Genomic DNA, 13,825 nt, shown 5'->3' on the forward strand with positions numbered 1-13,825 from the left:
ACGGCAAGGGCTACCGGCCGCGCAGGGCCTGGACCGCGGCCTCCAGCCGCTTGCCGAAGTCCTCGTCGGCCTGACGGAAGTTGCCGACCGCCCGCTCCGCGATGTCGTCGCGCGAGACCTGGGAGATGAATCCGGCGAGGTTGTCGATCAGCCGCACCTTCTCGTCCTCCGACATCAGCCGGTAGAGGTTGCCGGCCTGTACGAAGTCGTCGTCCTCGGGGTGCAGCGGCGTCACGTGGTTGCCCGTGCCGCCCGCGACGGGGACGGGCTCCCAGAGGGGCCTGCCGGTCTGGACCGGGCCGCCGAAGCTGTTCGGCTCGTAGTTCTTGGCTCCCTTGTGACGGCCGTCGTACAGGTGGCCGTCACGGCTGTGGGTGCGCGCCTCGGTGGCGTGCGGGCGGTTCACCGGCAGGTGGTCCGCGTTGATGCCGACGCGGTAGCGGTGGGCGTCGCCGTACGCGAAGAGGCGGCCCTGCAGCATCTTGTCGGGGGACGGGCCGATACCGGGGACGAAGTGCGCGGGGCTGAAGATCGACTGCTCGACCTCGGCGAAGACGTTCTCCGGGTTGCGGTTGAGCTCCAGCCTGCCGATCTCGATCGGCGGGTAGTCCGCGTGCGGCCACACCTTGGTCAGGTCGAACGGGTTGAAGCGGTAGGTGGCCGCCTCCGCCGCGGGCATGATTTGCACCTGCACGGTCCAGCTGGGGAATTCACCCCGCTCGATGGACTCGCGCAGATCGCGCTGGTGACTGTCCGGGTCCACGCCGGAGAGGCGGACGGCCTCCTCGGCGGTGAGGTTCTTGATGCCCTGGTCGGTCTTGAAGTGGTACTTGACCCAGAAGACCTCGCCGGCCTCGTTGTTCCACTGGAACGTGTGCGAGCCGAAGCCGTCCATGTGCCGGTAGGAGGCCGGGATGCCGCGGTCACCGAAGAGCCAGGTGACCTGGTGCGTGGACTCGGGGGAGAGACCCCAGAAGTCCCAGACGTTGTCCGCCTCCTGCGAGCCGGTGTACGGGTCGCGCTTCTGGGTGTGGATGAAGTCGGGGAACTTGATGGCGTCCCTGATGAAGAACACCGGGGTGTTGTTGCCGACGAGGTCGTAGTTGCCCTCCTCGGTGTAGAACTTCAGCGCCCACCCGCGGGGGTCACGCGCCGCGTCGGCGGAACCGAGGTTCCCCGCGACGGTGGAGAAGCGCAGGAAGGTCTCGGTCTGCTTGCCGACCTCCGAGAGGAACTTCGCGCGGGTCCACCGCGACACGTCCCGGGTCAGTGTGAAGGTGCCGTACGCACCGGCGCCTCGGGCGTGCACGACGCGCTCCGGGATGCGCTCGCGGTTGAAGTGCGCGAGCTTCTCGAGAAGCGCCTGGTCCTGGACGAGGACCGGTCCGCCCGGGCCTGCGGTCTCGCTGTTCTGGTTGTCGGCCACCGGAGCGCCGGCCTCCGTGGTGAGCGGTCCCTGGGTCACGCGCGCCTCCTGCGTCATGTGCTGCGCAGCGGCGTTCCCTGCGCGGTCTGTTCTCGGCCTCAGCCTGCCCTCGGCCAGTACGTCACCGATCCTACATTGGACTCAATCCAAGTCAATTTGTCTTCTAAAGTCACACCTACTCGGGACTCGGCCCTTCCACTGTTAGGCTGGGCCCCATGAGTGACCTCCTGGAACGACTTCGTGGACGCGGCTGGCGCATGACGGCACAGCGGCGCGTGGTGGCCGAGGTTCTCGAGGGGGACCATGTGCACCTGACGGCGGACGAGGTCCACGCGAGGGCCGTCGAGCGACTGCCCGAGATCTCCCGCGCCACCGTGTACAACACCCTGGGCGAGATGGTGTCCCTGGGGGAGGTCATCGAGGTCTCCACCGACCGCCGGGCCAAGCGGTACGACCCGAACGCCCACCGCCCCCACCACCACCTGGTGTGCGGTCGCTGCGGGGCGATCCGGGACGTACACCCGTCGGGCAACCCGATGGCCGACCTGCCGGACGACGAGCGCTTCGGCTTCACCGTCTCGGACGTCGAGGTGACGTATCGCGGGATCTGCCCGAACTGCGCCGCCACGGCCTGAGCCACCCCACGCCGCACGCGTGGGCCCCGGCGGTTCTTTGCAGCGGCATACGACAGAGGCCCGGATCCTTGGAAGGATCCGGGCCTCTGTCTTCAGTAGCGGGGACAGGATTTGAACCTGCGACCTCTGGGTTATGAGCCCACGCGGGCAGGCCGGCTCACGCGGTGAGTTCCTGGTGCAGCGCCTCCAGCAGACGCGCGGCGCGTTCGGCCACCTCGGCCGGGCCCAGTTCGACCGCCCGGGCGCACCAGCGCTGCCCCTCGGTGAGCTCACCCCGTCGGGCGGCGAGCAGCGCGAGACGCAGGGCGGCCCGGCCGTGGCCGTCGTTGGCGGCGCGGCTCCACCACAGGGCCGCCTCGCGCTCGCTGCCCTCACGCGCCAGCAGCAGGCCGAGGTTGAAGGCTCCGTTGCGACTGCCGGATTCGGCGGCCTCGCGGTACCAGCGCGCGGCACTCTCCATGTCCCCGCGGGCTGCCGCGAGCATCCCGGCCCTGACCTGGGCGCGGCGGTGCCCCTGCTCGGCCGCCCTCTCGTACCACTCCTCGCACTCGGTCTTCTCCGGCATCGCCTCACCCAGCGCGGGAGGGCCGGGAGCCGGCTGCCGGAGATCCAGGACGCCGGCCAGCCGGAAGGCGGCCTCGGCGCTGCCGCCACCGGCGGCGCAGCGCAGATGACGCTCGGCCTCCCGCTCGTCGCCGTCCCGCAGCAGCGCCATGCCGACCTGGAGCGCGGCATCGGTGTGCCCGGCCGCCGCCGCCCGCTGATACCAGCCGAGCGCCGCGCGGTCCTCGTCCCGTCCGGCGTGCAGGATGCCGAGGTTGAAGGCGGCGTCCACGCTGCCCGCCTCCGCCGCCTTGGAGAACCAGGGCTCGGCCCCGGTCGCGTCGCCGGCCTGGAGGAGCAGCACGGCCAGCGCGTTCGCCGCCTCACGGTGTCCGGCGTAGGCGGCCCGGCGGTACCACTGCTCGGCCTGCGGGATCCGGTCCTGGGCGGCGCACAGCAGTCCCAGGTTGTAGGCGCCGTTGACGTCACCGGCGTCCATGGCGGCGCGGTACCAGCGCTCGGCGGTCTGCTGCTCACCCCTGGCCGCGTGCAGGGCGCCCAGCGCGTTGGCGGCGTTGCCGTCGCCGTCCTGGGCGGCACGCAGCCACCACACGGCGGCGCTCTCCTCGTCACCCGCGTCACGCAGCAGGAATCCGAGGGCGCAGGCCGCCCGCGGCTCGCCGTCCTTGGCGGCGGTGAGATACCAGCGGCCCGCCTCCTTCAGCTCGCCGCGCTGTTCGAGGATGGCGCCGAGATGGAGGGCGGCACGACGGTGCCCGCGTGCGGCGGACTGGCGGTACCACTGCTCAGCCTCGCCGACCCGACTCGCGTCGGGCCCGGCGACCGGGCTGTCGCGCTTCACCGGCGCACCGGCGTCCAGCACACGGCGGCCTTCGTCCATGACACGGCCCAGGCCGAAGGCGTCGTGCGCGTCACCGACGGCGTTGCGCTCGATCGTCCGCGCCAGGCGGTACGCGGCTTCCCGGTGCCCCTGTTCGGCGGCGGCGCGCAGCCAGCGCTCGGCACCGGCGTCGCCGCGGTGCTCCAGCAGGTCGGCCAGGGCGTACGCGCCCAGTGCGTGGCCCTGCTCGGCGGACTGGCGCAGCCAGTACTCGGCACCGGGCTCGTCACCGCGCTCCCGGAAGTGGCGTCCCAGGGCGTGCGCGGCCGCCGCGGAGCCCGCGACGGCGGCGATCCGCCACCAGCCGGCCGCCTCGTCCGCGTAGCCCCTCTGGTGGAGGAGCACCCCGAGGTTGTTGGCCGCGGCGCGGTCGCCCTCCGCGGTGGCCGCGCGCAGGTAGGTCTCCGCCCCGTCCAGGTCGCCGCGGCGCAGCAGCAGAGCGCCCAGCACGCTCATCGAGGCCGTGTCACCGGCCTCCGCGGCACGGCGGTGGCGCGCCTCGGTCTCGTCGGCGTGGTCCGCCGTGTCGGTGGTGTCGGTGGCGTCCGTGCCGTCGGCGGGGCCGCCGCTGACTGCGCGCGTGCCCTCGGTGGTGCCGGCGTTCCCGGCGGCACCGGCGGGGCCGGTGATGTCCGCGGCGAGGACGGCGGCCTCGTGGGCGCCGTCGGCGAGGTCAGCGGTCGTGGCCAGGGCGGCGACGAATGCCGCATCTGCCACGTTCCCCGCCATCCGGCCGCTTCGCTGCACAAACCGCCCTGTCTCCAACAGAGTTGCCCTGTCCCCCATAAATACCATCGTCGCACCACCCGCAACCCGCGTACACCTGGAATACCGCGGCCAGTAAGGTCACTTCAGCGTTTTGTCGACATGCCCACAGAGAGACAAGTGAAACACGGTTGGCACCAACTCGTGCCCCGCGAACCGCACTTCACTCCGACAACTTGAAAAACGTGTCGCGACACGACAAAGGCCCGGATCCCATAGGATCCGGGCCTTCACCTTTCAGTAGCGGGGACAGGATTTGAACCTGCGACCTCTGGGTTATGAGCCCAGCGAGCTACCGAGCTGCTCCACCCCGCGTCGTTGTGTTCAAACCGTACCACGACGCGGGGTGGACCTTTCTCAGCTGCCCTGGTCGTCGCCCTCCGGCTTCCCGGCGCCCTCGCTGCCCGAGGCGCCACCCGACTTCGGCTGAGCCGCGGCCGCCCGCTCCAGCGCCTTCTGCAGGTCTGCCTGGGCCTTGCCGTAGGCCTCCCAGTCCTGCTCCTTGAGGGCCGCCTCGCCTGCCGTGTACGCCTTCTGGGCGTCCGCGATGGCCTTCTTCAGCGCGGCGTCCCCGGTGGCCGGCGGCTCCGTGGTGTCGCCCGGTGGCTCGTCCGGCTCCGTCGGCGGCGTCGTCGTGTCGGAGCCCTCGACCCCGAAGACGGCGTTGAGCGCCTCCCCGAGACTGTTCTCGAAGACGATCTTCGACCCGTACGAGGCGGCCACCTTGCGCAGCAGCGGGTAGTTCTGCGTGCCACCGCGCGTGTAGACCGGTTCGATGTAGAGGAAGCCCCCGTCGAGCGGCACGGTCAGCAGGTTGCCGTACTCGATGTCCGAGTCCGTGCCCTTGAGGTTCCTCACGAACTCGGCGACGTCGTCGTTGCCGTTGAGCTCACTCTGCACCTGGCCCGGTCCCTTGACCGTGCTGGTGACTCTCAGCAGTCTTATAGTGCCGTAGTCCTTGCTGGCCGCGTCCGCGTCCACCGCCATGAACGCCCCGAGGTTGGGGCGCCCCTTCGGGGTGAAGGTCGTGGTCAGCGAGAACTTCTGGGTGTCCTGGCCCGGCATCTTCATGCTCAGGTAGTACGGCGGGACGGACCCGGGTTCCTTGTTGGTCGGGTCGTCCGGCACCTGCCAGGCGTCACTGCCGCTGTAGAACTGCGCCGGGTTCTGCACGTGGTACCGCGTCAGCAGCTCCCGCTGGACCTTGAACAGGTCCTGCGGATAGCGCAGGTGGTCCATGAGCTGCTGCGGGATGTCCGCCCGGGGCTCCACCGTGCCGGGGAACGCCTTGCGCCAGGTCTTGAGGACCGGGTCCTCGGTGTCCCACTCGTAGAGCTTGACCTTGCCGTCGTACGCGTCGACGGTGGCCTTCACCGAGTTGCGGATGTAGTTGACCTGGTTCTGCTGGGCGACGACGGCCCGCTGGTTGGTGGTCAGCGAGTCGGCCGTGGTGTCACCGAGCGTCGTCCGCGAGGCGTACGGGTAGCCGTTGGTGGTGGTGTACGCGTCGACGATCCACTGGATGCGGCCCTTGACGACCGCCGGGTAGGCGTCGCCGTCGATGGTCAGCCAGGGGGCGACCGCCTCGACGCGCTCCTTGGGCGTGCGGTTGTACAGGATCCGCGATCCGTCCCCGATGGCTCCGGAGTACAGGATCTGCGGCTCGCTGAAGGACACGGCATAGGCCGCCCGGTTGAAGGCGTTGGAGAGGCTGACGCCGCTGTCGCCCTTGTAACTGGTGGTCTTCTCGCCGTCCTCCTCGTAGTCGAGCTCCTTCTGGGGCCCGCCGACGATGGAGTACTGCTCGGTCTTCTCGCCGTAGTAGATCCGCTGCTCGTACGTGCCCAGGTCACCGGTGGTGGGCAGGCCCGACTCGGTGAAGTCCGGGGAGCCCGCCGGGTTGGTGCCCGTCGTGGTGCCCCGGGCCGCGATCGCGCCGTAGCCGTGGGTGTACGTGAAGTGGTCGTTGATCCAGTTCCGCTTGGGAAGGCCCTGGAGGTTCAGCTCGCGCAGGCCGATGACGGTGTCCTGCTCCTTGCCGTCCGGGCCCTTGTAGCGGTCGACGTCCAGGGTCTTGGGGAACTGATAGTAGTTCCTCTTCTGCTGGATCTGCTGGAACGCCGGCGAGACGACGTTCGGGTCCATCACGCGGTAGCTGGCGGCGGCGTCGGCGTTGGCCCTCAGCTTCGTGCCGTCGTCCGTCGTGCTGGTGCCCTCGTAGTCGTCGACCTTCGCGTCGTCGATGTCGTAGGCGTCCCGTGTCGCGTCGATGTTCTTCTGGATGAACGCGGCTTCCTTGGCCTGCTCGTTCGGCTGGACCTGGAACTTCTGGACGATCGCCGGGTAGAGGCCGCCGATCAGGATCGCCGACAGCACCATCAGACCGAAGCCGATGACCGGCAGCTGCCAGGTGCGTCGCCAGAGGGTCGCGAAGAACAGCACCGCGCAGATCACCGCGATGCAGAAGAGGATCGTCTTCGCCGGGAGATAGGCGTTGGCGTCGACGTACCTCAGGCCCGTCCAGTTGTCCGTGGCCTTGAAGTCACTGGACTTCACCGCCAGGCCGTACCGGTCGAGCCAGTACGCCACGGCCTTCAGAGAGACGAAGATCCCGAGCAGCACGGAGAGGTGGCCGGTGGCCGCGCCCGTGGCGCGCGCGCCGGGGCTCGTGATCCGCAGGCCGCCGTAGAGGTAGTGCGTCAGCGCCGCCGCGATCAGCGACAGCACCACGGCGGCGAAGCCGAACCCGAGCATGAAGCGGTACCACGGCAGGTCGAAGGCGTAGAAGGAGACGTCCAGCTTGAACTGGGGATCCTTCTGCCCGAACGGCACGCCGTTGACATACATCAGCCACGTACGCCACTGGCCCGACGCGGAGGCGCCGGCGATCAGCCCGACGAGCGCGGTGACCGCGAGCAGCACCCACCTCTTGTACGGGGCGACACTCATCCGGTAGCGGTCCAGGCTCTGCTGTTCCAGCGACATCGCGCTCAGCGGCGGCCGGAGCCGGTGCGCGAGCCAGATGTTCACGCCGACGGCCACGGCCATCAGCAGTCCGAAGACGAGGAACAGCCCGATCTTGGTCCACAGGGTGGTGGTGAAGACGGACGAAAACGCTACCGACCTGTACCAGAGCCAGTCCGTCCAGAACCCGGCGAACATGACGAAGGCCATGGCGAGGACCGCCAGGACACCCAAAGTCATGAGCAGGGTACGGACGCGCCGGGACGGGCGGCCGACTCTGATCCGTGGCCCGGTCGGGCCTCCGCCGCGGTCCGGCATCTGGAAAGCCAACGTGCGCACCTCGAAGTTCGGGTCGTGTGGAGCAGGCCCAGCGATCGTAGAGCCCACCTATGCAACTTACTGAGGCTTTACCTAGTTCCCGTTCCCGGGGCAGAAGGAGGCAGGATGTTGGGCATGCCCAACGTTTCCCCCTCAGGCCCCCCGATGGCCGCGAGCCCCCTGACCGTCGCCGTCCTCGAAATCGACGCCTATGCAGCAGGTCTCGGCTGGGACCAGCCGGCCAGGCTGTTCGCCCTGGTCGACACCGCCCGGCTGCGGGCCCACGAGCCGGGCCTCGCCGCCCAGCTCGGCCTCGACGACGCCGCCTCCCCGACCGCCGCCCTGACCCCCGTCGAGCAGGAGGAGCTTCCCGCCGGCACCGCGCTGGACGAGTTCCTCGCCACGATCGCCTGGCCCGACGCCGTGGTCGGCTGCGCCATGACCGTGGAACGGATGATGCTGCCGCCCTCCGCGGAGGCGTCCGTGCCGGACGGTCTGACCGACGCCCAGCTGACCGAGTGGGTCGGCAAGCATCCCGACCGCCAGGAGGTGCGGATGACCGTGGCGGTGCTGCGGGACGGAGCGCGGGACTCGGCCGTGCGGCTGCGCGAGAAGGACTCCCCCACCGAGGTCCTGACCGGTGCGGGGCTGGTCCCCGGGCTGGCCGAGGCACTCGCGGCGACCTTCGAGTCCTGACGCCGGGCCGGGCCCCGCCCCCCGGGGCGGGGCCGGCGCCTCAGCCCGTCGAGCAGCTCGGCAGGCCGGCTGTGTCCCCCGCGCGGATCTTCTCCAGCGACTTCGTGGCGTCGTCGAGGGTCTTCACCCGCACCAGGGTGAGGCCGCTCGGCGTGTCGGACGCGGCGGCGGAGCAGTTGTCGTCCGGGGTCAGGAAGTACCGGGCGCCCGCGTCGCGGGCTCCGACCAGCTTCATGTTGATCCCGCCGATGGGACCGACCTTGCCGTCGTCGTCGATGGTGCCGGTACCGGCGATGAACTTGCCGCCCGTCAGCTTTCCGGGCGTCAGCTTGTCGATGATGCCCAGCGAGAACATCAGTCCCGCGCTCGGCCCGCCGACGTCGGCGAGCTTGATGTCGATCTCGAACGGGAACGTGTGGTCCGTCCCGGCCTGGATCCCCACGATCGCCCGGTCCTCCGCCGAGGGGTCCGCGGGATCCTCCGGCGCCTTCCGCGTGGTGAGGGTGACGTCGTGGGCCCCCTGGGGCTCCTTGCCCGCCTTCTCGGCGGCCGCCGCCGCCTTGGCCGGGATGATCGTGAACACGACGTCCTCGCCGGGCTCGTGCTTCGTGACGAGCTTCGCGACGTCCTCCGGCTGCTCGACCGCCGTTCCGTCGACGGCCTTGATCACGTCTCCGGCGTGCAGCACGCCCTCGGCCGCGCTGTCCTTGACGACCGTGGAGACCACGACCCGGGAGGTGACGGGAATCTTCAGCTCCTCCAGGGCGGCGACCTTGGCGCTCTCCTGGGACTGGCTGAACTCCTCGGCGTTCTCCTGTGTCGACTCCTCCTCCGTCTTGCCGTCCGGATAGAGGGTGTCGTGGGGCACCACGACGCTGTCGTGGGCCAGCCAGCCGTAGACGGCCTCGACGATGTTCATGTCGTAGTCCGCGCCGGTGACACGGACCGTCGTCATGTTGAGGTTCCCGGAGGTCGGGTACGTCTTGTGTCCGCTGATGTGCAGCACCGGCTCGCCTCGCGCGTCGCCGAGCGTGTTCACGGTCGGACCGGGGGACATCTCCGAGTACGGCACGCGGATCAGCACGCCTGCGCAGAGCAGCGCGATCAGGATGAGGGTGGAGGCGAGCATCGTCGCGGTGCGGCGTGGCATGGAACGACAGTACGGGAACGGCCTGTCAGTGCACCGTCGGGGCCGGTCCGTACGAGGCGGAGGGACGTGGCCGGTCCGGGCGGGACGGGCGGCACCGGGGGTTCCGCTCGCGACGCCGACGGGGCGGCGGGGAGGCGGTGTGGTGCGGTGCGGTGCGGAATTGGCGACTGCGTACGGTCGCGGAGTGTCAGACCGCCTCGGAACCGGAATGCGATTTCTCCATCGCTTCACGGAACCGGGCGTAGCCGGCGAGTTCGGTGACGTCACCGGTAGTTCGATTACGGGCTGCCCACCCTCCCCATATCGCCGCGCCGAGAGCGGCTATGAGCGGAATCAACAGCCAAGCGAGTGCTGCCATCACGACCTCCCTACCCCATGAGCGACCGCAACCGACGATCAGAAGACTAGCCAGCTGCAGCACCAACGCTCACGGCAGGGGTGCGGTTACGCAAATCGGGGCTGATGCCCCCCGGGACGGTTTGCGCTCAGCAGGCGCCGACCCACTCCTCCGTGCCGTCGGAGAAACGCTGGTGCTTCCAGATCGGGACCTCGTGCTTGAGGTCGTCGATGAGCTTGCGGCATGCCTCGAAGGCCTCACCCCGATGGGCGCAGGACACGGCGACGACCACCGCCAGATCGCCCACACCCAGTTCACCCACCCGGTGGACGGCGGCGAGCGCCCGCACCGGGAACTCGGCCACCACCTTCTCGGCCACCCGGCGGAGCTCGTCGGCGGCCGACGGATGGCACGAATAGCCGAGGGAACCGACGTCCTGGCCGTCGTCGTGATTGCGCACGGTGCCGACGAAGAGCGCCGTGCCTCCCGCCGCGTCGTCCCCGACCGCGCGGAAGATCTCGTCGAGGGAGAGCGGCGTGTCCCGGATGTCCAGGAGCCGGATCGGGTCCTGGGCCGCCTGCTCGCCGGGGTGGTCGTGGGTGCGTGCCATGGGGCCATGGTGCCGCACGGCACCGACATCCCGGAATAGCGTGGTCGACCAGCGCCGCCCCCGTCCTCTTGGAGTCTCCTACCAGGACGGACCGGGTGGCACCGGTCTAGAAACGACGACGGGCCTTGCGGGCCCGCCGGACCAGAGCGGCCGTTCCGAGCAGCGCGACGGTGGCACCCGCGGCGCCCGCGGCGGTGGCGTCCTTCCGGCCGAGCCGCCGGCCCGCGACCGTGTGGCGCCCCTCCACCTCTTCCAGGAGCGCCGCCAGGACCTCCTCGTTGGTCCACCGGGGGCGCCATCCCGCGTCGTGGAGCCTGCTGACGCTCACCACCCAGGGGTGCATGGTGTAGGCGAGATCGCCCGCCGGTGACGGCGTGAGACCGATGCGGTGCAGCCGGGCGGCGGCGCCGAGGGCGACGGCGGACGGCAGTTCCATCCGGCGCACACCGGACAGTTCCTCCACCTCCTCCTGCTCGAGCCAGCCGTCGCATCCGACCGCGAACTCTCCGTCGATCTTCTCGAGAGCGGCGTACTCCAGGGCGCTCACCAGGTCGTCGACGTGGCAGAACTGCCAGGCCGGACGCGAGCCGGCGACGACGAGGAGCCTGGGGGACTCGAAGTACCGGGTGAGCGCCGTGTCCGTGCCGCCGACCAGGACCGTGGGACGCACGACCGTGACGTTGAGACCGGGGTGGGCGCGGGGCGCGCGGCGTCCGAGCCGCTCGATCTCCAGCAGGTCGCCGACGCCGGTGGCCTCGGCCGTGGCCCGCAGCTCCGCGTCCTCGGCGAGCGGGATGTCGTTGTCGGCCAGGGCTCCGTAGACCATCGCCGAGGTGCACAGCACCACCCGGTGGACACCGACGGCGGCGGCCGCCGTCAGGACGGTCTGGGTACCGCGCACGTTGTACGCGGTACGGGCGGCGGGGTCGGTCTCCAGGTCGAGGTCGAGCGCCATGTGCACGACGACGTCCGCGCCACGCAGTTTCTCGGCGATGCCGGGGTCGCGGACGTCCAGGACGTGCCACGTCGCCTCGGAGACGTCGCCCCTGCGCTCGTCTATGGCGATGACCTGCTTGATCTCGTCGGATGCGGCGAGGTGGGCGGTGAGCAGCTCACCGACGCCGGTCGCGGCACCGGTGACCGCGACGACGGGGCCGCGGCTTCGGGAAGAATTTTTCGTGGGCTTGCTTTCGGGCGAGGGGTCGGCCAGGTTTCGCGCTGCGCGAACCTGCGGATCTGGGGAACTCACCGGGCGTCTCCAGCGGTTGTCTTCAGTACGTACCCGAATGACGCGTGCGTACCAGGTGGCGTCCATCCTGCCGCAGGCCGGGAGCCGGCGGAGCACTGAGGCCCCGAGCGGGCTTCGGTGTCTACGCTGGATGGTGATGTCGGGCAGTCGCCGTCGGTTCGAGCCGGCGGCCTTACGAGCCGAGGAAACCCGTGAGTGACACCCCATTCGGATTCGGCCTTCCGCCGGAGGAGCCGGAAGACGGCGACGAGGGCAAGAAGAAGGACCCCACCGGTGGTGGGCAGGGCTCGGGCGGGCCGGCGAACCCGTTCGGCTTCGGGCCCGGCGCGGGCGGGGACAACCCGTTCGCGGCGATGTTCGGCTCGATGAACCCGAACGACCTGGGTGCGGCCTTCCAGCAGCTCGGCCAGATGCTGAGCTACGAGGGCGGCCCGGTCAACTGGGACATGGCCAAGCAGATCGCCCGCCAGACGGTGTCGCAGGGCACCACGGACGGCAGCAAGGACGCGAGCGTCGGCCCCGCCGAGCGGACCTCCGTCGACGAGGCGCTCCGTCTCGCCGACCTCTGGCTGGACGGCGTCACCTCGATGCCCTCGGGTTCCGTCACGACCGTGGCGTGGAGCCGTGCCGAGTGGGTCGAGGCGTCCCTGCCCGCCTGGCAGCAGCTGGTGGACCCGGTCGCCGAGCGCGTCGGCCTGGCCATGGGAGATGTCCTGCCGGAGGAGATGCAGGCCATGGCCGGCCCGCTGATCGGCATGATGCGGTCCATGGGCGGCGCCATGTTCGGCCAGCAGATCGGGCAGGCCGTGGGCGTGCTCGCCGGCGAGGTCGTCGGTTCGACCGACATCGGCCTTCCGCTGGCGCCGGCCGGGAAGGCCGCGCTGCTCCCGCTGAACGTCGAGCGGTTCGGCAAGGACCTGAGCGTTCCGCAGGACGAGGTGCGGCTGTATCTGGCGCTGCGCGAGGCGGCCCACCAGCGGCTCTTCGCACACGTCCCGTGGCTGCGCTCGCACCTCTTCGGCGCGGTCGAGGCGTATGCGCGCGGCATCAAGGTCGACACCAGCAAGCTCGAGGACGTCGTCGGCCAGTTCGACCCGTCGCAGCCCGAGCAGCTGCAGGACGCGCTTCAGCAGGGCATGTTCCAGCCCGAGGACACCCCGGAGCAGAAGGCTTCGCTGGCCCGTCTGGAGACGGCTCTCGCCCTCGTCGAGGGCTGGGTCGACGCGGTGGTGCACGAGGCCGCGAAGTCCCGTCTGACCTCGGCGGACGCGCTGCGCGAGACGATGCGCAGGCGCCGGGCGTCCGGTGGTCCCGCGGAGCAGACCTTCGCCACGCTCATCGGCCTCCAGCTGCGGCCGCGCCGACTGCGGGACGCCTCGCGTCTGTGGGCCTCGCTCACGGACGCCCGGGGCGTCGACGGCCGTGACGGCCTGTGGGAGCACCCGGACATGCTGCCGACGGCCCAGGACCTGGACGACCCGGACGGCTTCGTCCACCACGAGCAGCTGGACTTCTCCGAGCTGGACAAGATGCTCGGCGAGGCGGCGGAGGGCGGCACCCGGAAGCCCTCGGCCGAGGACCGGGGCGAGGACGGGGCCGGGGACGACGGGCCGAGGACCGACGGCAAGGACGACGACGGCCGGTGAGCCTGCACGACGACGCGGTATCGGTCCTCAAGGCCTACGACGAGGGCGACGCGCGGCAGGCCGGGCTCCGCCTGGCCTACCTGGACCACCTGGCCGGGCATCCCGACGGCATGTGGAAGGCGTGCGGAGCCGGGCACCTGACGGCCAGCGCGCTGGTGGTGGACCCGGAGCGCGGACGGGTCCTGCTGACCCTGCACAGGAAGCTGCGGATGTGGCTGCAGATGGGCGGACACTGCGAGCCCCAGGACACCACGCTCGCGGCTGCGGCCCTGCGCGAGGCCACGGAGGAGTCGGGGATCGCGGGGCTCTCCCTGCTGCCCGGCGGGCCGGTGCGGCTGGACCGGCACCCCATCCCGGCTCCGTGCCACTGGCACCTGGACGTGCAGTACGCGGCGACGGCGACGGCCGGGGCCGTGGAGCAGATCAGCGAGGAGTCACTCGACCTGCGCTGGTTCCCGTACGACGAGGTGGCGGGGGTGGCGGACGGCTCGGTCGTGCGGCTGCTGGAGCGCACCAGGGCACGGCTGGCGCAGGGCTTCTAGACACGGGTGGGGCGGTCTCCGTCCGGAGACCGCCCCACCGCCC

Annotated in this window: 11 protein-coding genes and 1 tRNA gene; 4 read left to right on the forward strand and 8 right to left on the reverse strand. The window is 70.6% G+C overall.

The features are described from left to right. Positions 1–10: 10 nt before the first annotated feature. Complete coding sequence (locus IA22_RS0112905; RefSeq protein ID WP_030123672.1) at positions 11–1,483, reverse strand: catalase; 1,473 nt, start codon at positions 1,481–1,483, stop codon at positions 11–13. A gap of 158 nt (positions 1,484–1,641) precedes the next feature. Here IA22_RS0112905 and IA22_RS0112910 point away from each other — a divergent pair, with 158 nt between their 5' ends. Then, entirely contained in the window at positions 1,642–2,061 is a 420-nt protein-coding gene (locus IA22_RS0112910; RefSeq protein ID WP_014154175.1) for a Fur family transcriptional regulator, read from the forward strand. Positions 2,062–2,218: 157 nt separating this feature from the next. Here IA22_RS0112910 and IA22_RS0112915 read toward each other — a convergent pair whose 3' ends face one another. The 3 genes from IA22_RS0112915 to IA22_RS0112925 form a co-directional block, all read right to left on the reverse strand. Continuing rightward, complete coding sequence (locus IA22_RS0112915; RefSeq protein WP_030123673.1) at positions 2,219–4,300, reverse strand: tetratricopeptide repeat protein; 2,082 nt, start codon at positions 4,298–4,300, stop codon at positions 2,219–2,221. Between the two features lie 211 nt (positions 4,301–4,511). Then, a tRNA-Met gene (locus tag IA22_RS0112920) sits at positions 4,512–4,585 on the reverse strand. Positions 4,586–4,627: 42 nt separating this feature from the next. Continuing rightward, positions 4,628–7,552, reverse strand: a complete 2,925-nt coding sequence (locus tag IA22_RS0112925; RefSeq protein WP_014154177.1) for a UPF0182 family membrane protein — start codon at positions 7,550–7,552, stop codon at positions 4,628–4,630. A gap of 126 nt (positions 7,553–7,678) precedes the next feature. On the opposite strand from IA22_RS0112925, the gene IA22_RS0112930 reads away from it, so the two are divergent. After that, positions 7,679–8,248, forward strand: coding sequence for a PPA1309 family protein (locus IA22_RS0112930; RefSeq protein WP_014154178.1), 570 nt, complete (start codon positions 7,679–7,681; stop codon positions 8,246–8,248). A gap of 40 nt (positions 8,249–8,288) precedes the next feature. Here IA22_RS0112930 and IA22_RS0112935 read toward each other — a convergent pair whose 3' ends face one another. The 4 genes from IA22_RS0112935 to IA22_RS0112945 all read right to left on the reverse strand — a co-directional run bounded on the left by IA22_RS0112935 (position 8,289) and on the right by IA22_RS0112945 (position 11,594). Beyond that, positions 8,289–9,398 carry a YlbL family protein gene (locus tag IA22_RS0112935; RefSeq protein WP_030123675.1) on the reverse strand — a complete coding sequence of 370 codons (1,110 nt, stop codon included), beginning with the start codon at positions 9,396–9,398 and terminating at the stop codon, positions 8,289–8,291. A gap of 187 nt (positions 9,399–9,585) precedes the next feature. Then, complete coding sequence (locus IA22_RS37110; RefSeq protein WP_014048224.1) at positions 9,586–9,756, reverse strand: hypothetical protein; 171 nt, start codon at positions 9,754–9,756, stop codon at positions 9,586–9,588. A 127-nt stretch (positions 9,757–9,883) separates the two neighbouring features. Further along, the gene (locus tag IA22_RS0112940; protein ID WP_030123676.1) at positions 9,884–10,345 is read right to left on the reverse strand and encodes a molybdenum cofactor biosynthesis protein MoaE; all 462 of its coding nucleotides are present in this window, start codon (positions 10,343–10,345) and stop codon (positions 9,884–9,886) included. Between the two features lie 106 nt (positions 10,346–10,451). Next, positions 10,452–11,594, reverse strand: a complete 1,143-nt coding sequence (locus IA22_RS0112945; protein WP_014154181.1) for an SDR family oxidoreductase — start codon at positions 11,592–11,594, stop codon at positions 10,452–10,454. 191 nt (positions 11,595–11,785) lie between these two features. Here IA22_RS0112945 and IA22_RS0112950 point away from each other — a divergent pair, with 191 nt between their 5' ends. Both IA22_RS0112950 and IA22_RS0112955 read left to right on the forward strand, forming a co-directional pair. Next, on the forward strand, positions 11,786–13,240 hold the full coding sequence (locus IA22_RS0112950) for a zinc-dependent metalloprotease (RefSeq protein ID WP_014154182.1): 1,455 nt from the start codon (positions 11,786–11,788) through the stop codon (positions 13,238–13,240). Beyond that, positions 13,237–13,782, forward strand: a complete 546-nt coding sequence (locus IA22_RS0112955) for an NUDIX hydrolase (protein ID WP_030123677.1) — start codon at positions 13,237–13,239, stop codon at positions 13,780–13,782. The genes IA22_RS0112950 and IA22_RS0112955 overlap by 4 nt, the downstream gene beginning before the upstream one ends. The last annotated feature ends 43 nt before the right edge of the window (positions 13,783–13,825 follow it).

The sequence above is a fragment of the Kitasatospora papulosa genome, from assembly GCF_000717245.1.
Classification (GTDB): domain Bacteria; phylum Actinomycetota; class Actinomycetes; order Streptomycetales; family Streptomycetaceae; genus Streptomyces; species Streptomyces papulosus.